At 48.5% G+C, this 23,423-nt stretch carries 21 protein-coding genes and 1 riboswitch; of the genes, 11 read left to right on the plus strand and 10 right to left on the minus strand.

Translation table 11 applies throughout. The features are described from left to right. Positions 1 to 4 precede the first annotated feature (4 nt). The 4 genes from J3P40_RS11675 to thiS are packed head-to-tail and all read right to left on the minus strand — an operon-like array spanning position 5 to position 3,396. The gene (locus J3P40_RS11675) at positions 5 to 757 is read right to left on the minus strand and encodes a hydroxymethylpyrimidine/phosphomethylpyrimidine kinase (protein ID WP_256005794.1); all 753 of its coding nucleotides are present in this window, start codon (positions 755 to 757) and stop codon (positions 5 to 7) included. Continuing rightward, entirely contained in the window at positions 733 to 1,353 is a 621-nt protein-coding gene (locus J3P40_RS11680) for a thiamine phosphate synthase (RefSeq protein WP_256005796.1), read from the minus strand. Before J3P40_RS11680 ends, J3P40_RS11675 begins: the two co-directional genes overlap by 25 nt. Before the next feature lie 21 nt (positions 1,354 to 1,374). Continuing rightward, on the minus strand, positions 1,375 to 3,174 hold the full coding sequence (thiC, locus tag J3P40_RS11685) for a phosphomethylpyrimidine synthase ThiC (RefSeq protein WP_256005798.1): 1,800 nt from the start codon (positions 3,172 to 3,174) through the stop codon (positions 1,375 to 1,377). 18 nt (positions 3,175 to 3,192) lie between these two features. Continuing rightward, complete coding sequence (gene thiS / locus J3P40_RS11690; RefSeq protein ID WP_256005801.1) at positions 3,193 to 3,396, minus strand: sulfur carrier protein ThiS; 204 nt, start codon at positions 3,394 to 3,396, stop codon at positions 3,193 to 3,195. A 65-nt stretch (positions 3,397 to 3,461) separates the two neighbouring features. Continuing rightward, a riboswitch (TPP riboswitch) is annotated at positions 3,462 to 3,549 on the minus strand. 61 nt (positions 3,550 to 3,610) lie between these two features. On the opposite strand from thiS, the gene J3P40_RS11695 reads away from it, so the two are divergent. After that, positions 3,611 to 4,756 (plus strand): MFS transporter, encoded by a 1,146-nt coding sequence (locus J3P40_RS11695; protein ID WP_256005804.1) that lies wholly within the window; start codon positions 3,611 to 3,613, stop codon positions 4,754 to 4,756. On the opposite strand, the gene J3P40_RS11700 is transcribed toward J3P40_RS11695, so the two are convergent. Continuing rightward, a complete protein-coding gene (locus J3P40_RS11700) occupies positions 4,753 to 5,124 on the minus strand; it encodes a YtxH domain-containing protein (RefSeq protein ID WP_256005806.1) in 372 nt (123 codons plus the stop codon). The genes J3P40_RS11695 and J3P40_RS11700 overlap by 4 nt on opposite strands. A 94-nt stretch (positions 5,125 to 5,218) precedes the next feature. Between J3P40_RS11700 and J3P40_RS11705 the strand changes: the two genes are divergently transcribed. Continuing rightward, positions 5,219 to 7,642, plus strand: a complete 2,424-nt coding sequence (locus J3P40_RS11705; RefSeq protein ID WP_256005808.1) for a tetratricopeptide repeat protein — start codon at positions 5,219 to 5,221, stop codon at positions 7,640 to 7,642. 24 nt (positions 7,643 to 7,666) lie between these two features. Here the strand turns inward: J3P40_RS11705 and J3P40_RS11710 are convergent, their stop codons facing one another. After that, positions 7,667 to 8,155 (minus strand): peroxiredoxin family protein, encoded by a 489-nt coding sequence (locus J3P40_RS11710; RefSeq protein ID WP_256005810.1) that lies wholly within the window; start codon positions 8,153 to 8,155, stop codon positions 7,667 to 7,669. 104 nt (positions 8,156 to 8,259) lie between these two features. Between J3P40_RS11710 and J3P40_RS11715 the strand changes: the two genes are divergently transcribed. After that, positions 8,260 to 9,408, plus strand: coding sequence for a glycoside hydrolase family 88/105 protein (locus J3P40_RS11715; RefSeq protein WP_256005811.1), 1,149 nt, complete (start codon positions 8,260 to 8,262; stop codon positions 9,406 to 9,408). 22 nt (positions 9,409 to 9,430) lie between these two features. After that, positions 9,431 to 11,725, plus strand: coding sequence for a DUF7133 domain-containing protein (locus J3P40_RS11720; RefSeq protein WP_256005814.1), 2,295 nt, complete (start codon positions 9,431 to 9,433; stop codon positions 11,723 to 11,725). Between the two features lie 21 nt (positions 11,726 to 11,746). On the opposite strand, the gene J3P40_RS11725 is transcribed toward J3P40_RS11720, so the two are convergent. The 3 genes from J3P40_RS11725 to J3P40_RS11735 form a co-directional block, all read right to left on the minus strand. Further along, on the minus strand, positions 11,747 to 13,132 hold the full coding sequence (locus tag J3P40_RS11725; RefSeq protein ID WP_256005817.1) for a PhoH family protein: 1,386 nt from the start codon (positions 13,130 to 13,132) through the stop codon (positions 11,747 to 11,749). A gap of 89 nt (positions 13,133 to 13,221) precedes the next feature. Then, a complete protein-coding gene (locus tag J3P40_RS11730) occupies positions 13,222 to 13,827 on the minus strand; it encodes a hypothetical protein (protein ID WP_256005820.1) in 606 nt (201 codons plus the stop codon). A 19-nt stretch (positions 13,828 to 13,846) separates the two neighbouring features. After that, a complete protein-coding gene (locus J3P40_RS11735; RefSeq protein WP_256005822.1) occupies positions 13,847 to 14,470 on the minus strand; it encodes a hypothetical protein in 624 nt (207 codons plus the stop codon). Between the two features lie 982 nt (positions 14,471 to 15,452). Here J3P40_RS11735 and J3P40_RS11740 point away from each other — a divergent pair. Together J3P40_RS11740 and J3P40_RS11745 are read left to right on the plus strand one after the other, a co-directional pair. Continuing rightward, entirely contained in the window at positions 15,453 to 16,094 is a 642-nt protein-coding gene (locus tag J3P40_RS11740; protein ID WP_256005824.1) for a DUF6266 family protein, read from the plus strand. Positions 16,095 to 16,147: 53 nt separating this feature from the next. Continuing rightward, positions 16,148 to 16,720 carry a thioredoxin family protein gene (locus J3P40_RS11745; protein WP_256005827.1) on the plus strand — a complete coding sequence of 191 codons (573 nt, stop codon included), beginning with the start codon at positions 16,148 to 16,150 and terminating at the stop codon, positions 16,718 to 16,720. On the opposite strand, the gene J3P40_RS11750 is transcribed toward J3P40_RS11745, so the two are convergent. After that, positions 16,717 to 17,298 carry a hypothetical protein gene (locus tag J3P40_RS11750; protein ID WP_256005828.1) on the minus strand — a complete coding sequence of 194 codons (582 nt, stop codon included), beginning with the start codon at positions 17,296 to 17,298 and terminating at the stop codon, positions 16,717 to 16,719. The two genes, J3P40_RS11745 and J3P40_RS11750, sit on opposite strands and share 4 nt — an antisense overlap. A 105-nt stretch (positions 17,299 to 17,403) precedes the next feature. Between J3P40_RS11750 and J3P40_RS11755 the strand changes: the two genes are divergently transcribed. The 5 genes from J3P40_RS11755 (at position 17,404) to kdpB (ending at position 23,406) form a co-directional block, all read left to right on the plus strand. Then, positions 17,404 to 18,006, plus strand: coding sequence for an RNA polymerase sigma factor (locus tag J3P40_RS11755; protein ID WP_256005831.1), 603 nt, complete (start codon positions 17,404 to 17,406; stop codon positions 18,004 to 18,006). Positions 18,007 to 18,043: 37 nt separating this feature from the next. Beyond that, the gene (locus tag J3P40_RS11760) at positions 18,044 to 19,378 is read left to right on the plus strand and encodes a sigma-54-dependent transcriptional regulator (protein ID WP_256005833.1); all 1,335 of its coding nucleotides are present in this window, start codon (positions 18,044 to 18,046) and stop codon (positions 19,376 to 19,378) included. 188 nt (positions 19,379 to 19,566) lie between these two features. Continuing rightward, positions 19,567 to 19,644, plus strand: a complete 78-nt coding sequence (locus J3P40_RS11765; protein ID WP_084498241.1) for a potassium-transporting ATPase subunit F — start codon at positions 19,567 to 19,569, stop codon at positions 19,642 to 19,644. A 9-nt stretch (positions 19,645 to 19,653) separates the two neighbouring features. Next, complete coding sequence (gene kdpA, locus J3P40_RS11770) at positions 19,654 to 21,372, plus strand: potassium-transporting ATPase subunit KdpA (RefSeq protein WP_256005835.1); 1,719 nt, start codon at positions 19,654 to 19,656, stop codon at positions 21,370 to 21,372. A 3-nt stretch (positions 21,373 to 21,375) separates the two neighbouring features. Beyond that, positions 21,376 to 23,406, plus strand: coding sequence for a potassium-transporting ATPase subunit KdpB (gene kdpB / locus J3P40_RS11775; protein ID WP_256005837.1), 2,031 nt, complete (start codon positions 21,376 to 21,378; stop codon positions 23,404 to 23,406). Positions 23,407 to 23,423 lie beyond the last annotated feature (17 nt).

Genomic DNA, 23,423 nt, shown 5'->3' on the forward strand with positions numbered 1-23,423 from the left:
ATATTTAGTTCGTATGGTATCCCAGCAGCGTCTGGTTGCTGGCAAGAAATTTCTCTGTATAATGCTTTGCGAGCCTGCACGAACGTTCAATCGAATTACCCAAAGCCATGTTTGCGGTGATGGCGGCCGACAATACGCAACCCGATCCATGTTTGGCCGGCAACTCTGCAAGAACCGGCTCAATCGGTACGACCTCATTTTCTATATACAGGTAGTCGGTACCCGGCTGTTCCGGATTGTGCCCGCCTTTTAACAGTACGGCACAGTATTCTGACCATTCGGAGGCGGTTTCTTTCGGACTCACCAAAGGTTTAATCAGCTGTATTTCATCATAATTAGGTGTTATTACATCAATAGAATGAAGAGCATCAGTAAGCAACCCGGCATCAAGCTGGTCTGGATGAAACTGGTAACCTGTACTTGCCGATATCACCGGGTCCCATACCATATAGATCGACGGATTCACATGTCTCAGAAATGCCGTTACCTCCAGCAAAACATGCAAATCTTTGATGATCCCGATCTTACAGGCAACAATTTTAAATTTCCTGGCAAGCGGTTCCACCTGGGCAATGATCTCCGAAGCTTCCAGCCATTGATTTCGGGTAAAGCAATCATCCGTTTGCACCGTCAGCGCTGAACAGGCGCCGAAAGCATAAACCTCATGCTGCTCAAAACACTTCACATCGGCCAGAAGTCCTGCTCCCGCACTCGGATCCAGTCCGGCTACCGTCAGTGTATAAGGTCTGTTTCCCATTTCAATTGATTAAAATTATCCAGACTTCTGGCCGGCTCGTTCCAAACAGCACCCAGTACAGCAATTCCATCAAAACCCATCATCTGCACATCACCCAGTTTATCCGCCGAAATTCCCCCCAAAGCGATCAGGCGAGGCTGCACAGCTTCAACGCCGGGCGCTTCAGCGGTCTGAATCACTATGTTACTTGAACCGATTCCCCGATAACCAGGTTTGGATAAGCTGTCGAACAGCGGCCCGTAAAAGACATACTCAAAACGACTCATCGCACCAAGATCCTTTCTGCAGTGAACCGAAGTACTCAAATACTTATCCCCGTAAAGTGAAGGGTAGCCGTTCGCATCAAATTCCCTTCGCCGCAGCTCCGGCAAATGCAATCGCCGGATGCCAAACGCATCGCCCAGTTCATGATGCTGATGCAGTGCCACCCGATCATGGAACGCGGCGTCTATTCCAGCGAGCATATCCCGGTATCTCGCCAGCGGCAGACCCGGCTTTCTGAGGTGAAACAACTGCATACCGGCCTCAAACAGCCGGTTAATCAGCGGCGCTTCAGCTTCAAGTTCAGCGGGACTGGAAATCACGATCAGTTCCATGCTTTATCCTTGGCAATCAACCTACAAATAAATTTCGCTGCCCTTTTCACTAAACTCCTTCGATTTCTCCTCCATACCCTTAGCCAGCGCCTCTTCCGCTTCAACGCCCTGCTTAGCGGCATATTCGCGCACATCCTGCGTAATCTTCATCGAGCAGAAATTCGGACCGCACATAGAGCAGAAGTGCGCAACCTTCGCACCTTCCGCAGGCAAAGTCTCATCATGAAACTCCATCGCAGTATCCGGATCCAGGGCCAGATTAAACTGGTCCTCCCATCTAAATTCGAACCTCGCTTTGCTCAGCGCATTATCCCGATGCTGGGCGCTGGGGTGACCTTTAGCCAGATCAGCAGCATGCGCCGCGATCTTATACGTAATAACACCATCTTTCACATCCTTCTTATTCGGCAAGCCCAGATGCTCTTTCGGCGTCACATAACACAACATCGCCGTGCCATACCATCCGATCATCGCCGCACCAATAGCCGAAGTAATGTGGTCATACCCCGGAGCAATGTCGGTCGTAAGCGGCCCGAGCGTATAAAATGGCGCCTCATCACAATACTTCAACTGCTTATCCATATTTTCCTTGATCAGATGCATCGGCACATGTCCCGGCCCCTCAATAATCGTCTGCACGTCATGCTTCCAGGCGATTTTCGTCAGCTCCCCAAGCGTTTCCAGCTCGGCAAACTGGGCCGCATCATTTGCATCCGCAATCGAGCCCGGCCTTAAGCCATCGCCCAATGAGAAAGCCACATCGTAGGCCTTCATGATCTCACAGATCTCCTCAAAATGCGTGTAGAGGAAATTCTCCTTATGATGCGCCAGGCACCACTTCGCCATAATTGAACCACCACGAGAAACAATACCCGTCACACGCTTGGCTGTCAGCGGAATATATCTCAGCAGCACACCAGCATGAATCGTAAAATAATCTACACCCTGCTCGGCTTGTTCAATCAGCGTATCCCTGAAAAGTTCCCAGGTCAGGTCTTCCGCCTTACCATTTACCTTTTCCAATGCCTGATAGATCGGCACCGTACCGATCGGTACAGGAGAGTTCCGGATAATCCATTCACGCGTTTCGTGGATGTTTTTGCCGGTCGACAAATCCATGATCGTATCTGCGCCCCAGCGACAAGCCCATACGGCTTTCTCGACCTCTTCTTCAATGGACGAGGTAACCGCAGAGTTTCCAATATTGGCATTAATCTTCACCAGGAAGTTCCTGCCGATGATCATAGGCTCCAGTTCGGGGTGATTGATGTTGCAGGGAATCACGGCGCGACCGCGGGCTACCTCATCACGCACAAACTCCGGCGTAATATGTCCGCCGGTCCGTTGATTTTCGCGTATGGCGATGTACTCCATTTCCGGGGTAATAATACCCTGACGGGCATAGTGCATTTGTGACACATTGCGACCTTCTTTAGCTTTCAAAGGCTTCGCCAGATGCTTAAACCGGAACTGATCAAGCTTCTCATCAGCCAGCCGCATCTGTCCGTAATCAGACGAAATCTCATCCAGTTGCTCCACGTCCTGCCTGCCAAGTATCCACTGTTCGCGGAGTCGCGGCAGACCGCTTCGAACATCAATTTCTACTTCAGGATCTGTATAGGGACCGCTTGTATCATAAACAGTTACAGGCTCATTCGGCTCAGTCAGGCCAAAACCATTATGGATCTTTGTCTCCGTCAGCGTGATCTCACGCATGGCCACGTCGATGTCATACATTTCACCCTTCACATAAATTTTGCGCGATGCCGGAAAAGGCGTCCGGCTGATCAGTCCTTCATTTGGAATTTTTTCTTGTCTCATAGTCTAAAAGATTAGGGGTTATCCGCCTTGGGTGGCTTTAATGATCATCACCTGGTCGCCCTGGTTCAACAGGCGATCCGGCCATTCATGCTTCGGTACAACAGCTTGGTTTACGGCCACGGCAATATTCCGCGGGCCAGCATCAAACACTTGCTCCAGCATTTGGCTTACCGAACAAGTCGCATCAAGCTGATAAGATTTTTGGTTTACAGTAATTTCCATGTTAAACAGGTTAAATCATGAAAACTGTAGGGGAGAATCCTTAAACAGGACAAAAAGAAAGCAACAGATTTGCTTCTACTTTTCCCTTCGGCAGTACTAACTGCATCAGGTTCAAAGGGTATATCTCAGCACAAGGCACCCCTAAAGTTTTTTGTAAAGCTAGTATATAATTTTTAAATACCAAATATCGTACATTTGCGGCAGCATTTCCCCTATGATTTCCAATAGCACACATCGCCTGTTTCTAAGCCTTTTTTTCTTTGCGTCCGGTTTAAGTTTTTCCACCTGGGCGTCCAGAATTCCAACGATAAAGTCGGCTTTTGATCTGAATGAGGCGGCACTTGGCACAATTTTACTCGCCATGCCCGTAGGGTCACTGCTTGGCCTTCCCATATCCGGATGGCTGGTCTCAAAATACAACAGCCGCGTACCGCTCGCCGTAGGTTTTGCGTTAAACGGTTTGTGCCTGCTGCTGATCGGCACGGCTCATAATGTCTTTACGCTGGTGGTTGCAATCACCCTGTTTGCATTCACAACAAGGGTATTCAATATATCGGTCAACACCCAGGCGCTTACCCTCCAGAAGAGATTTGAGAATAAGATCATCGGTTCATTTCATGGCTTTTGGAGCATCGGCGGGATCGCCGGCATTGTCATATCCACCTTATTGCTATCGCTGGGCACATCGCTGACCTTACATTTCGCTGTAGTAGGGGGCGTGATGGTACTATTCACCATCTACGCTTACCAGTTCTTACTGGCAGGCGATCGCGCGCAGTCGGGAAACAAGCTAAATCTCAAGAAGCCGGATCCCTATATATTTTATCTTGGCATGGTTGTGTTTCTGTGCGCCATCTGCGAAGGAGGGATGTTCGATTGGAGCGGCATCTATTTCCAGCAGGTTGTAAAGGTCGACATCTTCACCTACGGATACCTGATTTTCATGACCTTTATGGCCGCCTCGCGGTTTTTGTCCGACATCATCATTGCGCGTTTCGGGATGCCAAAAACATATATCATGAGTGCAGTTTGCATCGTTCTCGGCATCAGTATGGCTGTCATCTTTCCCGCATTCTGGACAGCCATGATCGGCTTTTCTCTGGTCGGTTTTGGAACAGCAGCCGTTATACCCATGTCTTATGCACTGGCAGGCGCTTCTAAAAAGTATTCACCAGGAATGGCGATATCGGTGATCGCCACGTATTCGATTACAGGTATGCTGCTGGGCCCGCCGCTTATCGGCTACCTGGCCCATGCATTCAACCTGCGTATATCATTTGTCATCTTCGCACTGTGCGGATTGCTGCTTATACCCATAACCAGGGCCTTCTTCAACCACCAGGCAAAGATCAGCAGTTAAGCCTGCCCGGTATCAGCGTCGGTTGCGGCCGACTTATTCAGTTCCGATTCCCTGAAATCCTTATACTCCTGGGAGATATTGCTCGCCCTGGTCTTCACCTTTTCGATCACATCATCTTTCAGACCAACCAGACTGTCTTTTCCGGTGCTGATTGTATCTTTAAGCGAATGCAGTCCGTCCTTCACATCATCGGCCAGGCCCAGCGCCCTGTCGGTCAGTCTTTCCCGTGTCGCACTTCCCTTATCAGGTGCAAACAATATTCCAAGCGCAGCGCCTACGGCCAATCCTGCTACCAATCCCACTACGGCAGTCGACGTGCTGCAGGTACTTTTTGATAAATGGCTGTTAATTAATTTCTTGTAATTCATAATAGAGGTTTTTGTTCGTAATTAGACCTAACATAAAACGTACCATAGTGTCTGTTCTACACCATTTTTTTTATATTGGTGGATAATCTGGACTATGAGACTACATTTGACGATACTGCTGATCCCGTTCATGTTCGCAACCAGCACCAGCGGGCAGTACAACGATCCCGACAATACCAGCAAAGAGCAGTTCCGGATGATCAGGCTAAAACTCAAAATAAAAGCCGATTCCGTTCGAAGCATGCTCAAGGAGCTACCGCAGAACTCCGAGAAGCGCCTTCTTATTCTCGCGGAACAAGAAATTGACAACAATGCTTACCACAACGCAGCGCTTATTGTCAACAGGCTGCTAGAGCAAAACCCGGCAAACGATCAGGCACTATTGCTGAAAGGAAAATTAGAAATAGCAGGCTGGCGACTTGAGAATGCACTGGGTTGCGCAAAAAAGATCATGGACAGGCATCCTGCACACCCGGCCGCGCTCCTGCTGAAGGGCAAGGTGCTTATCTTACAAAAAAACTATACCTCAGCCTTAACAATAGCAAAAGATCTCCAGCAGAAATTCCCTGAAAATGCAGCTGCCTATCTTTTAGAGGCCGATGCCTGTTTCTGGAACCAACAGCCAGACAAAGCTGAGGGCCCGCTTAAGCGTTCGTTGCAACTGGATCCATTAAACGCCGATGCACGCTTTAGCTATGGTTATGCCATTTGGCGAAGGGGAGACGCCATGCAGCTCAACGCAATGGCTGCCCAGTGGGATCTGGCACTCGCAATAGATTCCCTGCATTACCAAACGCACTGGCATTTCGGAAACGGACATACCAACCTGACTTATGCAGATTATGCGCGGCCGGATGATTCAGCTGTTCGCGGACAACTTTATGCTGCTGACGAATACTTGCGACGCAATTTGATCGACTCAGCCCTTCACGTCGCCCGCAAAGTAAAGGAGAAATACCCTGCCTCACAGCTCCCAGATATGTACCTCGGCTCGATATATTACCTCAACTTTGCAGACAGCCGCAGGCTTGCGTTAGACTCCGCACAGGCTATTTTTACTCGCATACTGCTGAATAAACCGCACTATGGCCCCGCTCACAATGGCCTTGCCAGCGTCATCAGGTCACGTCGGATACCCTTCCAGGAAAATTACGATGCCATTCAAAGCCGGCTAAAAAACTTTCTGCTCATTAATCCGGAAACATTTCATCAGGTCTTTCCCAACATATCTGACTATCCAGGCCGCACCGTACAGGCAATGGTCTGGAACCAATTGTACACAGCGACCGTCTATTTTCCCTTTCTAGCCAAACAAGGCGAGTCTTTCCGCATCCCGCCCTTGCATCACGACCTGGCTATCGCCATGAAATCACCCTCGTTCCGGTATATGACAACATTCGATAACCGGCAGTGGATGGACATCCGCGGCGTGGGCAGCGGCGCCGCCGGGATAGAATATGTCGAAAAGGGCGCCTTCGGCGAACGGAACGTCCTGCTCCATGAGTATGTTCATCTGTTTCATGGTACCGTGCTTACCGACGAGGAGAACCGGAAAATACGCGCACTTTATTATAAAGCCATGGAGGAGGGGCGTACGCTCGATTACTATTCCCAGAATAATGAAAGCGAATACTTCGCGCAAACATACCCTGCATATTTTGAAGCCGTTAAAGTCCATCCCCTCGATTTTAAATCGATGAACACACGTTCCGACCTCCAGCGTAAAGACCCGGAAATGTTCAGTTTTATACATAAACTTGTCAGCAAAGAAAGGGCATACCAGGCTGGCGATCATAAAGCTATGGCCTCCAACTGGGCGCAGGTATATCTCAACCTCAGTCAGAAAGCGCCGTCGACAACAGCCGCAATTCGATATGTGGATACCGCTTTGCAATATGATCGCAACTATCTTCCTGCGTATATCCGGATGGCCGCGCTCAAAAAGCAAGAGAACAACATCAAAGAAGCGGCGTCCTGGCTGGATCGTGCGCGTAAAATTGACCCAAACTATGCGCCTGTTTACACCGCAATGGCCAATCTGTTGCCGCTTACCGTTGCGCAGCGGGCCGAACGGTTACATAAAGCCATATCCTTGGAAACCGACTATCAGGAACTCGCCTCCGTTCACAGGCAACTCCGGGAGCTGTATTTCCGAAATGGTCAGACCGAAGAGGCCATCAAGGCAGCCGAAGCCTATGTCAGCAAGGCGGCGACAATCTCCACATACCTCCGCGACAGGAGGGACGATGCATTAGCTTTTGCAGCGTCCCAGCGGGCCCAAAACGGCGATGCCACCCAATTGAGCGTACTTAGCAAGATTGTTGCGCAAAAGCCCCAGCATTTCGAATACCGCAACCAGTATGCAGACGCCCTCGCGGCAAACGGCCAGTATGAGACAGCAATCGCCACACTAGAGTCCGCTCAGCGGATTTTAACTGCATCGGGCACGCCAAGACAGGATTTCGATCAACGGATCAAGGCCTATCGCCAAAAACTGGAAGAAACTAGAAAGCGATAGAACGTCCATTCCGTCAGCCAAAAGCTAAGGCTGCTTTATCAGCGTAAAAAACTTAGGTACGTCCTTTTCGTTGGTCGAATAGAAAGTTAAAGTCTTGTCCCTGCCGTACAAATACAGCGCAGGATATTGTTTCGGACGAAACAAGGGAATAAAAACCATATCCTTATCCCTCAAAATCGTCACATTCTTCATCGCGCGGAGCGGCTTGGCAAACTTACCGAAATAATAGTCGATCGATCTTGGCTCATCCAGCGTAACCATATAGATGTTAATGTCGGCCAGCTCAGTATTACGTTTGGAAAGCGCAGCACCGATTTTCTGACAATGCTCGCATGTGGCATCAAACAGCATAATAAGCGATTTCTTGGTTTTTGGAATTTGATCCGTCGAAAATGCCTTGTCATCCAGCGTATAAAACACACCTCTGGGCATAGCCGAACCGGGCTGCAACTGCTGGGCGAAACCCGGCAATGCAAACAAAAGAAATAAAGATAAAACGCACGATCTTTTCATAGCACTAAAGTAACACAAGTTGCAGATATGTTACGCCAAAAAATCGATATACATAATCCCAAAAAAGATTTAGATTATTAAATTGCAGGCGCATCTGCAACCAAATGAACCGCTATACGAACATGAAAACCGACAAACTGATCATCCTCATTTCTGCCATTGTTATATCTTCAATCGTACATGGACAAGCTATAGCTCAGAACAAGGCGTTCAAAAACTGGCCGAAAGGTTCAGACCCGAAAGAAGTGGGATACCTGCTTACCACCCACTACCTGGAAACACCGCATACCAATTTCGGCTTTCCAACACCTCCGGGCTCTATTACTTATTCAGAGGTATGTACTTGGTACGGAGCGCTTAAATACAGCGCTGTTACTAACAACCGGGGGCTGACCGACAAGCTCGATGATCGTTTCCGTCCGCTATTGTACGAAAAGAAGGGCCTGCAGCCGCGTCCGGATCATGTCGACCCGAACGTTTTCGGTTCCATACCGCTCGAGCTTTACATGCAGAAGAAAAACGACATTTACCTCGACATGGGAAAATGGTTTGCCGACCAGCAATGGACTTTGCCGAAGAATGCCAAACCAGAGCACAAAGCGCTGATGGATAAGGGGCTAACCTGGCAAACGCGGATGTGGATCGACGATATGTACATGATCAATAACATGCAGTGCCAGGCATACCGGGCTACGGGCGACCGTAAATACATCGATCGCGCAGCGGCAGAAATGGTGGTTTACCTCGACGCTATACAGCGACCGAACGGCCTGTTTTATCATGCCCCCGATGTACCATTCTTTTGGGGAAGGGGCAACGGCTGGATGGCTGCCGGCATGACCGAACTGCTTACTTCGCTGCCGGCGGACAACAAGGATCGTCCAAGAATCCTGAAGGCATTTCAAACCATGATGGCCAGTCTTAAACAATACCAGACTGCCGATGGCATGTGGCTTCAATTGGTCGACGATAAAGAATCCTGGCCCGAAACCTCCGGAACCGGAATGTTTACCTTCGCCATGATCTCCGGGGTAAAAAACGGTTGGCTTAACGCTGATGAATATGCGCTTGTAGCCCGCAAAGGCTGGATCGCGCTAACCAAATACATCGAGCCCAATGGCGACGTCCGCGAGGTTTGTCAGGGTACAAACAAAGAGAACAGCAGACAATATTATCTGGACAGAAAGCGTATTACAGGCGATATGCACGGTCAGGCCCCGGTACTGTGGTGCGCCTTTGCTTTATTGAAATAGCTTTGAAACAGACAAAAGAACAATGAACAAAATATATACTTCAGGGCTTCTGCTCCTCATCATCTTAACGTTGTATCAATGTCAGAGTTACCGAAAGGCCGCTAGCCCGAACAAAGAAGTCGGACCGGTCGACCTAAGCACATCGCCGGTCATTCCCGCCGATCAAAGCATCGGTAAAATGCAGCTTGAAGCAGGTTTCGATATCGAACTGATTGCTGCTGAGCCGCTCGTAACAACGCCGGTAGCGATGGTGTTCGACAATCGCGGACGCATGTGGGTGGCCGAAATGAACGGCTATATGCCCGATACGCTCGGAACAGGAGAAGACCTGCCCAACGGAAACATCGTGATACTGGAAGACACAGACAACGATGGTCGGGCCGATAAGCGTACCGTTTTTCTCGATTCTTTGATACTTCCCCGGTCGCTTTGCCTTATAGAAGACGGACTGCTTGTGGCAGAGCCGCCTAACCTCTGGTATTATAAAATCAAAGACGACAAACCCATCAGCAAAACCCTGGTCGATAATAAATACGCAGTGGGCGGAAATGTCGAGCATCAGCCAAACGGATTACTTCGGGGCCTCGACAACTGGATTTACAATGCCAAATCAGACACGCGCTACCGGAAGCAGGGCGATAAATGGCTCAAAGAACACACGCACTTCCGCGGTCAGTTCGGGATCAGTCAGGATAACTACGGCCGGCTGTATTATAACGACAACTCGTCTAACGTTTGGGGCGATTATTTCAGTCCAGGTTTCGGCGCAAAGAACAGCAACCAGCGTGAAGTTGCCGGTTACAACCAGCGCGTGGTGCCCAACAACAAGGTATATCCGATACGCCCGACACCGGGCATCAACCGGGGGTATATGGACGGGATGCTGGATGATAGCCTGCGTCTCAACAACTTCACGGCAGCCTGTTCACCGCTTATTTATCGGGGCGACCTATTTGGCGACAGCTATAATTTCAATGCCTTCGTTGCCGAGCCTTCGGCCAACCTTGTCAAGCGCAATATATTAACCGAGACCGGCTATATCGTCAAAGGGCAGCAAGCCTATAAAGGCAAAGAATTTCTGGCCAGTACCGATGAGAGATTCCGCCCGGTAGCCCTGTATAACGGTCCAGATGGCGCGTTGTACCTGCTTGATATGTATCGCGGCATTATCCAGCATAAAACCTATGTTACCCCGTATCTCTCGGCACAGATCAAAGCGCGGAATCTGACGCTTCCCCTCAATTGCGGCCGCATTTACCGGATTACACCAAGCGGCAGCAAAGCAAAACACACCATCGTGCCCGACAATCCCGCCCAACTGGTCGGCCTCCTCGGGCATGCCAATGGGCACATTCGTGACCTTGCGCAGCAAACGCTGATCGACAGGAAATATAAGCAGGCGATCCCTGCATTAAAACAGGCAGTCCGACAAACGGCCAACCCGTTGCTTACCATTCACGCGTTGTGGACTTTAGAGGGATTACATGCGCTCGAAACTAACGAAGTCGTCAATCTCCTCAAGAACGCAGATACACACATTCGCCTTCAGGCACTTACCGTTATCCCTTCCGTACTCCATATGCAATCGGCGCCGGTATATATTGCCGCGCTGCAGCACATGCTCGAAAGCAACGATGAACCAGCGCTGCCATATATAGCCTACCTGGCCAGCTATTTAAAAGCCTACAACCAGCGCGCCGCCGATGAGTTACTCTTGGCGCTTGCCAAGCGGCAGCCGGAGAATAAATATCTGGCCGATGCTATAGTGAGCAACCTGGAATACCGGGAAGAAGCCTTTGCTGCAACGCTTTCGCAAGCGTTGCCGGATACATCTGTACTGGTAGCCAGACAGGTCCGCAAAGCGGCCGATAATTATTGGAACAAGCAAAAAAACCGCAATCCGGAGGTACTTGCCCGGCAGTTTCCCAAAGGTGCAGCCTTATTTGCCTCAAGCTGCCAAACCTGTCACGGTGCAGATGGAAACGGCATTAAATCCCTCGCCCCGCCGCTTAATAAATCGCAGTGGGTTACCGGCAACAAGAACCGGCTGATCTCCATCGTACTGCACGGGCTTACCGGCCCCATCAACGTTAACGGACACCTTTACGAGGCACCGGAAATTGCAGGAGATATGCCGGGCATCGCCAACAGCGATGAAATTTCCGACGAAGACATTGCCCAGTTGCTAAGCTATATCAGGCAGTCGTGGCAAAACAACTCAGGCAAAATAACCGCTAAAGAAGTCACCACACAGCGCGAAAAACTAAAAGGACGTCAGAAGACATTTACACAGGAAGAACTCGAAACGATTAATTAGCGCTCATTAGCCAGGTAAAGATCACAACAAGTCATTCGCCAGATTGGCCAATGCACTTCGTTCGCCTTTATCCAGTGTAATATGTGCATAAAGAGGGTGGTGCTTAGCATTTTGAATCAAGTAAGATAAACCATTACTCTCAGCATCAAGATAGGGGGTATCTATCTGGTAGATATCTCCTGTAAAGATGATCTTCGTATCCTCTCCAGCACGGGAGATGATCGTTTTCACCTCATGCGGGGTCAGGTTCTGCGCCTCGTCGACAATAAAAAATATTTTCGTCAACGTGCGCCCGCGGATATACGCCAGCGGCGTAATCACGATCTTTTCCGAACTCACAAACTCGTCAATCCGCGCCTGCATCTTCGAGTCGTCCGCATACTGGTCTTTAATAAACTTCAGGTTATCCCATATCGGCGCCATGTACGGGTCAATCTTCGACTTAATATCTCCCGGCAAGAAACCAATATCTTTATTCCCCATCGCAATAATAGGCCGGGTTACGTAGATCTGCCGAAAATCTTTGCGCTGCTCCAGCGCACTGGCCAACGCAATAAGCGTTTTTCCCGTGCCGGCCTTACCCTGAATCGTCACCAGCTTTATGTCCGGATTCAGCAAAGCATGCACAGCAAAGCTCTGCTCATCATTCCGCGGCGCGATACCGAAAACCGGCCTTGGTTTGACCCTCTGTAACAGTCCCGTTTGCAGTCCATACCAGGCCATCGCCGATTTCCTTCCGCTCTTAAGCACACAAAAATGATTGGCATCCGCATTTGCAAGATTCAAATCGCCGGCCTCCGCTTCGCCCTTTTCCTTAAGCGTTATCATAACCTCCTCAGGCACCCGTGTCAACAGTTCCTTACCGGTATAAAGTTCATCGAGGTTCTTAACCTTCCCAGTTTCATAGTCCTCGGCGAAAATATCCAGCGCTTTAGCTTTCAGGCGCAAACAAATGTCTTTAGATACCAGCACAATCCGGCGCTTCGGAAACTCCCGCTTCAGCGAAAGCGCTGCATTCAAAATTTTGTGATCGATCTTACCCGAGCCAAAAACCGCCTCCGCATCCTGCTCCAAACTTCGGTTACCCGAAACGGAAGCCCTGTCCATCACCACCTTAAACCGTCCGGTTTTGCTGCTCCCGTTCAGCGGCACCCATTCGTTCATCAGCCTGCTGGCCGACAACCGGTCCATCAACCTGATAAATCCCCTGGCTTCCGCGTTACGCGTTTCATTACCGCTTTTCATATTGTCCAGTTCCTCCAGAACCTGAATTGGAATAGCCACGTCATGCTCCTGGAAATGCGTAAAGGCGTTATGATCGTATAGAAGCACCGAAGTATCCAGCACAAAAATCTTTTGCTGCTTATCCGGTTGGCCTTTTTTGTGTAATTTACTGGCTTTGGACATACAGCTAAAGTAAGGAATAACCCGTTAAACAAAACAGTGAAAATAAAAAAAGGGCGCTCCAGGCGCCCCTCTGCTAAAAACTATTTTAACTAAAACAGAAAGTACACTTTGAAAGCAAAGTTGTTAATGATCCCGCCGGTCGATAAGTCAAAATTCTGGCGCTTTGTACGTGAAATCGGCTGTCCGAAATTGGTTTCCTTATTCACAGAATAATTTGCGCCGGCAGACAACAAGCGTGTCTCCAAAGCCAGATTTTCGCTCATAAACCAGGTTATCCCACCATAAGCATTTAAACCGTAGTTATCTATGCTACGCTCATATCTATTAGTTCCCTGAACCTGGCTGTCCTCATTTTTCAAATAAGCCGCCTCGCCGCCGGCATAAGCGTAAAGCGACCTTACAATAGGATAATATCTTTGATAATCCAATTTACCACCATACACTTTCATCTCGGATTCGTCCCCTTTGGTTTTGCCATACAGTCCCTCGATGCCGATCTTTACGTTGTCTGCAACAAAGCCTCCAAACCCTAAAGAAAAAGCATTGTTTGTGGTTTTTAAATCCCCGTAACCCTCAGCCTTAATCGTCGACCTGCTTGATACTATGCCCAAACCTAATGTCGTTGTGCCTTTTGTCTGTGCCATCCCAGCCAGCGATGTCATTAATAAACCCGCGGCTAATATATATTTGATCATAATCTTAATATTGAAAAGGTTAAAAAAGGAAGTAAATTTTGAACGACATGTCGTTGATCAGTCCGCTGGTAGATAAATCAAACGAAAAATAATCGGACTCCGAGTCATTACTGCCTAGCCGATTATTGGCTTTATAGTAATTACCACCTGCAGAAAGCAATTCTGTTTCCAGCGCAAAACGTTTCGATATGAACCAAGTAAGTCCGCCGTTTGCCCTTAAGCTGTACATATTAGCTATGTTTGCCTCATTGTTATCCGCCGTATTTTCGCTTAATGTCTCCTTGGTACGGCTATAACCACCCAGTCCGCCGGCATAAAGGTACAGGGATTTAAAAACAGGAAAATAGTGCTGATAGTCCAGACCTATGCCGTATCTTCTTGTTTCTGAACTGATGGTCGACGTATTGGTCGAAGCCTCAGCGGTGCCGTAAGAAAGATGGACACCTAGCTTGGCATTATCTTTTACGAACATACCATAACTTAAACCAAAGTCCCTGGATGTTTGCTCCGAACTATACGTGCCGAGATCGTTCTTGATTTTCTGGGACGATACGCTGAAGCCAAGCGCACTGGTCCCTTTGGTTTGAGCAATCCCCGCCAGGGAGAGCATTACTGCCGCAGCAGTCAATAATTGTTTTTTCATGAAATTTATATTTGTGTGTGCGTTAAAAGCGTTGGCTAAATATGCAAATATTTTGCAAACACAACACAATTCCTGAAAAAAAAACGGAGTCTCATTTTCTTTCGATCAGAGTACTCCGTTTTCATTTTATCCTCACCGTAGCGAGACATAAAATATCAATTGCCTATTTTTCCTTTAACCTATCTCGTCACAGCTTAGTTCCTGAGAACTTCACCTTCCGATCAAATTATCCTTATCGTGATTCATTCCTTAAAATTCCTCACCAGGTATAACGCCCTTCGTTGAACATCTACGATTAATATTACGTTTTTTCAACTTCATTTAATCCTCCCGGTTCATGTTTCCAATAATTCGGAATCTGTAGTTTCTATTTGAAATGACCAGAAACTTTCTGTCCGTAGACCAAGTATTCTTTTTGGCATTTCCGAGGGCTGTCAAAGTACGTGCTAATTGATAGATCTAATTTACGGATATAATATCCGGGTTGTCAAGTAATATTTCGATTAGTTACAAACATCTTATTAACAGGTTGTTAACACTTTTATAAACAATTTTACTCTGGTAAGGCCTACGCCTGTAGCGAAATGCGGTTTCCTATCGTCTAAGCAGGAAATACAAACGATCATGACCAACAGACTATCGATAAACCAGCTCATCGTATGCGTAATTGCGCTCCTCATTCTCATGGCCATTCAGCTCATGAATTAAAAGTCGCCCATAATTACCCTGAAAGATTCACAAAAATTGCCTCCGCATTCCGGATCATAGCCCCATCCATGCCGGCTTCCCTCCGTCTTTCGACAAGCAGATGCCGGCGAGAATGCGTTGAAAAGACGAAGGAAAGGCGAAGGGATAATATAAATTCTACGCTTGTACAGCCGCTTTGAAAGCTGATTCTGGTAAAAATGCCATTATTTTGAGGCGTTTATCCAATGGTAAGCCGGCCTTTGCCTCTTAGATTTGCCTGTCTAACCAAAACAATATGGGCATTTTACATTCAGGGCCGTTTGGCGGTATATCGGGAAAAACCGGTCCGCTTGTTGGACGCAGGCAAAAGCACAAAAACGTTATTACAGGGCTGCATCATTGGGTCAACCGCAACGCTACGGCCGAACAAATGGTTTATCAGGCAAAACTCCGGCTGCTGATGTCTTTCCTGACGCCGATCACTCCGCTAATCAATATAGGATTTCGTGGGTTCAGGAAAGGAAACACTGCCATTAACGCGGCTTTCCGTTTTAACTTCGACAGGGTCTTTTCCGACCAGGGCAGCCAGCCGCATCTGAAATACGAAGCATTGGTATACAGCCGCGGTAACATCTATGGTCCGCTGCTGCCCAGCGTTGAACCGGCGTCGGGAGGATTGCTGTTCAGTTGGAAAGATGAGCCCTCGAACCCTTACTGTTACCGGGAGGACAGCGGCACTTTTGTCGTTTATAATGCAAAGAGGAACGTTTTCGAAACCCGTGTTTCGGCAGCGAGGAGGGGCGACCTGAGTTATCTTTTTGAAATACCTGCCAGCTTTAGCGGAGAGGACCTGCATTGCTATATGAATTTTAACGACCTGTTTAACAACATTACCGGTACCAGCTTTTATGTTGGCAGCATCACTGAAAATGTCTGAAAATTCCATTAGATTAGCCGCGCTTATCCGACATAAAAATTTAGAGACAATCTATGACTTTCCAACAGTACCTGGAATATTTTCAGGGTATCCTGAATGATCCGAACGCACCTGCACCATACAACAATATTGACTATCTGGACTATACCAAAATGAACTGGGCACGGCAAAACCGATGGCTTAAAACCGGGGTACTGAGTTTACCTTTGGCCGATAAAGTTGCGGCTATTGACAAACCTCAAAACTGGATCGTCATCACAGAACCCTGGTGTGGTGATGCCTCGCACCTCGTTCCTTTTATTCATAAACTCAGTGAATTGAATCCCTTGATCAGCATCGATTATCAGCTGAGGGATTCGGAGCCCTTTCTGATAGAGCAGTATCTGACAAACGGAGGCAAGGCGATCCCGAAGTTTATCATTCGCGACGAAAACGGTACGGATTTGATGAACTGGGGACCAAGGCCCGCGCCATGTCAGCAACTGTACCTGCGGCTTAAGGAAGAAAACGTGGATTTTAACACGATGAAGATTGAACTGCAGAAGTGGTACAATGAAGACAAAGGGCAGACCTTTCAGTCGGAATTGCTGGAATCCCTTACCAGTTTTGCCGAAGTATCAGGTTAGCTCACCCAATTGGCTAAGTTTATGTAGGGCTTCCATAGGCCATTTTCTTTCCTGTATATCATTATGGTGCCATCTCCACAAAGACTGCCACAACTGAAATCATACTGAAAAATGCAAAGTGTTTCATTACGTAAGAATATTGGATTGCTAAAGGTATAGAAACCAGAAATTCCTCGATCATACATCCTTTGCCATCCAAGAGCTCTATCTTTTAGGTAATATTGGACTGTATCTGTATGTAGCAACCTGGCACCCGGCAGTAAACGATCTTTCCACTTTAGTTCCCTAAGTTGACGGAGTTTAGTGCTAATATGTTTTCTTTCTTTCTGGGTAAGAATGAGTTTGTTTTGTGGCTTATTTCTGCCAGCCAACGCCCACATATCAACCAATGTATCAGGTTTAAGCGCCTCAAGTAATGCACGATCGTTATGATTTGATAAGTAAAATACAGGCTTTTTAGGCTCCCTTTCGTTCAAAAATGACGTAATAAATGCTTTCTGGCGTTTATTCAGCTGACCATTAGCAATACCATTAAAGGTTAAGAAAATAATAGTTAATACGATATAAGTCTTTCTCATGATTGAATTATGGATGTTAATTTAGCATGAATTCCATACGTTTCAGGTACTAATCTTACTACAGTGTTTAAAAAATGATGATATTGCCAGCAGAATCTGCACAGGATGATAACGACAAAAACCGGCCCGGGGGACTATTGGATTGAGCGCCTGAAGGATGGCGACAATGCCGCACTTGCGCACTTTTTTGAACTGCATAGTCGGCCGCTGACCTATTTTGCCGGCCGCTTGCTGGGCGATGGTGCAGAGGCGGAAGATGTGGTATCAAAGTGTTTCCTTAAAGTATGGGAAAAAAGAGGGTCTTTTAAAACGCCACAAAACATCAAAGCGTTCTTGTACATCAGCTGCCGGAACGCCTGCCTGGACTACCTGGACAGTCTGAAAGTGAGAACCCAAGCCCAGGAAAGATACCGTACGCACCTGGAGTCGGCCGGCGATACCGCATTGTACGATGTTATCCAGTCGGAGGTACTCGACCTGGTAAACCAGGAAATTGAAGAGCTGCCCGAAAAAATGCGGATCATTTTTAAAATGCTGTATGTTGACGACAAGTCTACCGCCGAAATTGCAGAAGAACTCGGCTTATCGGTGCAGACGGTACGCAATCAGAAAACCAAAGCAATCGAACTGATCAGAAATGCCTTAGTCAGGAAGGGCGTTTCCAGTGCGCTGCAGCTTGCGTTTTTACTTTTTGTAGATGGGAAGTGATATCAGAAAAGAATTTAAATCAGAATAAGAGAGGGTCATGCAAGACAACGTATTGATCATTGATGATGAAAAAAAATTGTGCGGCTTGCTGGCGCGGATCATCGAACTTGAGGGTTTTAAAGTTTTCCAGGCCTATACCGCTAAGGATGGATTAAAAATCCTGAAGTCGGAGGATATCCGGGTGGTGGTTAGTGATGTGAAGCTGCCCGACTACAACGGCGTGGAACTCGTGAAGGAGATTAAAAACGTAAGACCTAACGCCGAGGTAATCAGTCTGACAGCATTTGGAACGATCCCGGATGGGGTGATGGCGATGCGCAACGGGGCTTTCGATTATATTACGAAAGGCGACGATAACGATAAAATTATTCCGCTCGTTTATAAGGCTGCAGAGAAAGCAAAACTCAACGCAAAACCTGAAGCGCCAAAAGAGCTTGCAGATCATAAATATGGCTTCGATGCTATTTTAGGAAAGTCGGAAGCCATCAAAGAGGCGGTAAAGCTTGCCCAAAAGGTAGCTGGCACCGACACCACCGTGTTGCTTCTGGGGCAAACCGGTACCGGCAAGGAGGTTTTTGCGCAGGCTATCCATAATGAAAGCCCGCGAAAAGCAAAACCCTTTTTGGCCGTCAACTGCAGCGGCTTTACGCCAGAGCTTCTTGAAACAGAACTGTTTGGCTACAAGGCTGGCGCATTTACAGGTGCCTTGAAAGATAAACGCGGTTTATTGGAGGAGGCGAATGAAGGAACGGTCTTTCTGGATGAAATTGGGGAAATGAACCTGGACTTGCAAGCCAAACTGCTTCGCGTACTGGAAAGCCGCAGCTATATTAAAGTAGGAGATACCCGGACTAGTCAGTTGAATATCAGGATCATTGCCGCCACCAACCGCGACCTTAAGACAGAGGCAGAGGCAGGAAGTTTCCGGCTGGACCTCTATTATCGCCTTTCTGTATTTACGATTGAACTGCCGCCGCTGTCGCAACGCCGGGAAGACATTCCAGCGCTGGCAATGCATTATCTTTCCGTATTTACCGCGAAAGCCAATAAGCCCAAATTTACGGTAGAAAGGGAATTTGAAAGGCTTCTGACCGCCCACACCTGGAAAGGCAACGTCAGGGAGCTGAAGAATGTGATGGAACGGGTGGTGATACTGGCCGACGGGGATACGCTTGGCCCTGATCTGCTGCCTGCTGAGTTCCATAGCCCAAGAGGGGCCGTAGACTCGATGAATATGCAGGAGGTAGAAAAACAACACATCATCAAGGTGCTGAAATATACCCGTGGAAATAAAACGGAGTCATCGAGGCTGCTAGGCATAGGCCTAACGACCTTGTACCGCAAAATTGAAGAGTATCATATTGATATTTAAAAGCAACAGACTCTTGATACCAGCCATACCAGTATGATAAACACCCTTCCAAAATGGAGGGGTGTTTATGTTTCAAACAAGCTTCAGGATTTATGCTTTCGTTCATAACCAGTTTATGATGAGCCTATTATAAAAGTTGCCAGTTTAATGGCACCCGGATTGGCATGGGCAGATCAAAACAACATATTATGACTGCACTATTCATTATTGCCATCGCCGTCTTCATTTACATGATCTACGTGCTGATTAAACCCGAAAAATTTTAACTGAACATCATGAACACTGAATTAATTGGAGTCATAGCCACCTATGCACTCAGTTTGCTGATCGCTATTCCGCTGGGCGGGTACCTCGCCAAAGTATTTGCGGGAGAGAAGGTCTGGACCGACTTTTTAAAACCACTGGAAGCCGGCATTTATAAGCTCTCAGGAATTAACCCGAAAGAAGAGATGAACTGGAAGCAGCACATGAAAGCGCTGCTAACGATCAACCTGATCTGGTTGCTCTACGGATTTTTCTTATTGATGTACCAGGATAAACTTCCGCTGAACCCAGACGGAAATCCAGGCATGTCGGCCGATTTATCATTTAACACCGTCATCAGTTTTGTGTCGAACTGCGACCTGCAGCATTATTCGGGCGAAAGCGGCGCAACTTACCTGACGCAGCACTTTGTAATGATGTTTCTGATGTTTGTGAGTTGCGCCACCGGACTGGCTGCCGCGGTTGCGTTCTTTAAAGCATTCCGCGATAAGACCACCGAGCAGCTGGGAAATTTCTGGGAATTCTTTGTCAAGTCGATCACACGGCTGCTGCTGCCTTTGTCGCTACTTATAGCCCTGGTGCTGGCCTTCAATGGAACGCCGACCAGTTATGCGGCGAAGGATCAGTTCATTTCCCTTGAGGGCGATACAGTGAATGTGTCGAGAGGCCCTGCTGCAGGCATGATCGCTATTAAGCATCTGGGTACCAATGGGGGAGGCTGGTTTGGTGTCAATTCGGCCCATCCGCTGGAAAACCCGAACTATATCACCAATTCGGTCGAGCTGATTGCCCAGGTGATCATTCCGATCGCTATGGTGATCGCCTTTGGCATCTTTATCAGAAAGAGGAAGTTGAGCTGGGTTATTTTTGGTGTAATGACGATCGGTATGCTGCTGCTGCTCATTCCGACCATCAGCTCGGAACTGGGCGGCAATCCGGCCCTGGCAAAACTTGGCATTAGTCAGCCAACCGGTGCGATGGAAGGCAAGGAGATGCGCTTTGGTCCGGCTATATCTGCGTACTGGAGTACGGTGACAACGATTATTTCCACAGGGTCGGTAAACAGTATGCACGACTCGACCATGCCGCTTACTGGTGCCTGGCAGATGCTGGGTATGATGATCAATGCGTTTTACGGGGGTTGCGGCGTGGGCTTGCTGAACTACTTTGTTTACCTGATCATCGCCGTATTTATTTCAGGACTGATGGTGGGCAGAACACCGGAGTTTATGGGACATAAGGTGGAGGCCAGGGAGGTTAAGATTGCCGCGATGGTGACCTTGTTAAGTCCCTTTCTTATCCTCGCGGGAACAGCTGTGGCAAGCTATGTATTTACCAATCACGGTGGTGCCGACTGGGCAGTCCAGCCGAAAAATTGGTTAAACAACCCTGGCTTTCATGGATTTTCCGAGATGCTGTATGAGGTAACATCGGCCAATGCCAATAACGGTTCCGGCTTTGAAGGTTTGGGCGACAATAATGTGCTGTGGAATGTGCTGACGGGTCTGGTGATTTTGCTGGGACGCTTTCTGCCCATCATCGGTCCGGTTGCCATTGCCGGCATGCTTGCATCTAAAAAATATGTGCCTGAGTCGGCCGGCACGCTGAAAACCGATACGCTGACCTTCGGCCTGATGACCTTTGCGGTGATCATTGTGCTGAACGCGCTCTCATACTTCCCGGCACTGGCCCTTGGTCCGCTGGCAGAACACTTTACCATGCTTAAATAGACTATGAAAACTTCATCCAATACATTATTTGAACCGGCGCTGGTACAAACAGCGCTGAAACAATCCTTCATTAAACTTGACCCCAGGCTGATGATCAAAAACCCGGTGATGTTTACGGTGGAGATCGGAACGCTCGTTATGGCTTATGTTACGATTTACTCTATCGGCCACAGCGGGCAGGGCCCAGCTGCGTATAACTTTTTGATCTTTCTTATCCTTCTGCTGACGGTGCTATTTGCCAATTTCGCGGAAGCCATTGCAGAAGCGAGGGGCAAAGCGCAGGCAGATTCTTTGCGGAAAACACGCGAGGAGACGCCGGCCAGGGTGGTGCTGGCTGATGGAAAAACGGAGGTCCGCTCATCGTCTTTGTTGCAGAAAGGTGATGTATTTATATGCGAGGCCGGTGATGTGATTCCCACCGATGGGGAGATCATTGAAGGGATCGCTACCATAGACGAGTCGGCCATTACCGGGGAATCTGCACCTGTGATCCGGGAGTCGGGCGGCGACAGATCTTCTGTGACGGGCGGTACTAAGGTGCTGTCGGACGAGATTAAGGTGCGGGTAAACACCCAGCCGGGCGAGAGCTTTCTGGACAAAATGATTGCCTTGGTTGAAGGTGCTTCGCGCCAGAAAACACCCAATGAGATTGCGCTGACGATTTTGCTGGCCAGTTTTACCCTGGTTTTTATTATCGTATGCGTAACGCTGAAGCCCTTTGCTGATTATGCGAATACACCAATTACCATCGCTGCACTGATCTCCTTGTTTGTGTGCCTGATCCCTACAACGATCGGGGGCCTGCTGTCGGCCATCGGTATTGCGGGTATGGACAGGGCTTTGCGGGCCAATGTGATCACCAAGTCGGGCAAGGCCGTGGAGAACGCCGGGGATATAGATGTACTGCTGCTGGATAAGACCGGTACGATCACCATCGGTAACCGAAAAGCAACTGCGTTTTATCCAGCGCCGGGCGTGGAGATGAATGCGTTTATGGAAGCGTGTTTGATGAGTTCCCTTGCCGATGAAACGCCAGAGGGTAAATCGATCCTTGAACTCGCTGCCGGACAGGGGCATCGCATACAAGCCGCTCCTGAAGGATCCAGATTTATTAAGTTTACCGCCGAAACACGTTCTAGCGGACTGGATACGGCCGATGGCAGGCGTACGCGTAAGGGTGCGTTTGACTCGATCCGCAATATGGTGCTTATGGCCGGCCATCCCTTTCCCTGGGAGATAGAAGACCGGGTTAAAGTTATTTCCGGCAATGGTGGAACGCCGCTTGTTGTTGCGGTCGACGAGCAAGCGATGGGTGTGGTCGAGCTTCAGGATATTATCAAGCCCGGTATCAGCGAGCGCTTTGAGCGCTTGCGGAAAATGGGCGTGAAGACGGTGATGGTAACGGGAGATAATCCCTTGACCGCTAAGTTTATTGCCCAAAAAGCTGGGGTAGACGATTTCATTGCCGAGGCGAAGCCTGAGGATAAGATGAACTATATTAAGGAGGAGCAGGCACAGGGTAAGCTGGTTGCCATGATGGGCGACGGCACGAATGATGCGCCCGCCCTGGCCCAGGCGGATGTTGGCGTGGCAATGAACAGCGGCACTCAGGCCGCAAAAGAGGCTGGTAATATGGTGGACCTGGACAATGACCCGACGAAGCTGATCGAGATTGTGGAGATCGGCAAGCAGTTGCTGATAACCCGGGGGACACTGACGACCTTTTCTATTGCGAACGACGTGGCCAAGTACTTTGCCATTGTGCCTGCCTTGTTTATTGCCTCCATCCCTGCGCTGCAGCATCTGAATATTATGGACTTACATAGCCCCGAAAGTGCCATCCTGTCGGCCGTGATCTTTAATGCCATCATCATCCCTGTGCTGATCCCGCTGGCCCTGAAGGGCGTGGCCTACAAACCGATCGGGGCGAGCGCGCTGCTGCGCAGAAACCTGCTGATTTATGGCCTTGGCGGGGTAATCGTGCCGTTCATTGGAATTAAGCTCATCGACTTGCTGGTCGCCCTCTTCGTATAAACATTAATAATTAAAAT

The organism is Pedobacter deserti (assembly GCF_024436415.1).
Lineage (GTDB): Bacteria > Bacteroidota > Bacteroidia > Sphingobacteriales > Sphingobacteriaceae > Pedobacter > Pedobacter faecalis.

Coding starts and splice junctions, on each gene's coding strand:
- J3P40_RS11675 (WP_256005794.1), bottom strand. CDS start 757: ATGGGAAACAGACCTTATACACTGACGGTAGCCGGACTGGATCCGAGT.
- J3P40_RS11680 (WP_256005796.1), bottom strand. CDS start 1,353: ATGGAACTGATCGTGATTTCCAGTCCCGCTGAACTTGAAGCTGAAGCG.
- thiC (WP_256005798.1), bottom strand. CDS start 3,174: ATGAGACAAGAAAAAATTCCAAATGAAGGACTGATCAGCCGGACGCCT.
- thiS (WP_256005801.1), bottom strand. CDS start 3,396: ATGGAAATTACTGTAAACCAAAAATCTTATCAGCTTGATGCGACTTGT.
- J3P40_RS11695 (WP_256005804.1), top strand. CDS start 3,611: ATGATTTCCAATAGCACACATCGCCTGTTTCTAAGCCTTTTTTTCTTT.
- J3P40_RS11700 (WP_256005806.1), bottom strand. CDS start 5,124: ATGAATTACAAGAAATTAATTAACAGCCATTTATCAAAAAGTACCTGC.
- J3P40_RS11705 (WP_256005808.1), top strand. CDS start 5,219: ATGAGACTACATTTGACGATACTGCTGATCCCGTTCATGTTCGCAACC.
- J3P40_RS11710 (WP_256005810.1), bottom strand. CDS start 8,155: ATGAAAAGATCGTGCGTTTTATCTTTATTTCTTTTGTTTGCATTGCCG.
- J3P40_RS11715 (WP_256005811.1), top strand. CDS start 8,260: ATGAACCGCTATACGAACATGAAAACCGACAAACTGATCATCCTCATT.
- J3P40_RS11720 (WP_256005814.1), top strand. CDS start 9,431: ATGAACAAAATATATACTTCAGGGCTTCTGCTCCTCATCATCTTAACG.
- J3P40_RS11725 (WP_256005817.1), bottom strand. CDS start 13,132: ATGTCCAAAGCCAGTAAATTACACAAAAAAGGCCAACCGGATAAGCAG.
- J3P40_RS11730 (WP_256005820.1), bottom strand. CDS start 13,827: ATGATCAAATATATATTAGCCGCGGGTTTATTAATGACATCGCTGGCT.
- J3P40_RS11735 (WP_256005822.1), bottom strand. CDS start 14,470: ATGAAAAAACAATTATTGACTGCTGCGGCAGTAATGCTCTCCCTGGCG.
- J3P40_RS11740 (WP_256005824.1), top strand. CDS start 15,453: ATGGGCATTTTACATTCAGGGCCGTTTGGCGGTATATCGGGAAAAACC.
- J3P40_RS11745 (WP_256005827.1), top strand. CDS start 16,148: ATGACTTTCCAACAGTACCTGGAATATTTTCAGGGTATCCTGAATGAT.
- J3P40_RS11750 (WP_256005828.1), bottom strand. CDS start 17,298: ATGAGAAAGACTTATATCGTATTAACTATTATTTTCTTAACCTTTAAT.
- J3P40_RS11755 (WP_256005831.1), top strand. CDS start 17,404: ATGATAACGACAAAAACCGGCCCGGGGGACTATTGGATTGAGCGCCTG.
- J3P40_RS11760 (WP_256005833.1), top strand. CDS start 18,044: ATGCAAGACAACGTATTGATCATTGATGATGAAAAAAAATTGTGCGGC.
- J3P40_RS11765 (WP_084498241.1), top strand. CDS start 19,567: ATGACTGCACTATTCATTATTGCCATCGCCGTCTTCATTTACATGATC.
- kdpA (WP_256005835.1), top strand. CDS start 19,654: ATGAACACTGAATTAATTGGAGTCATAGCCACCTATGCACTCAGTTTG.
- kdpB (WP_256005837.1), top strand. CDS start 21,376: ATGAAAACTTCATCCAATACATTATTTGAACCGGCGCTGGTACAAACA.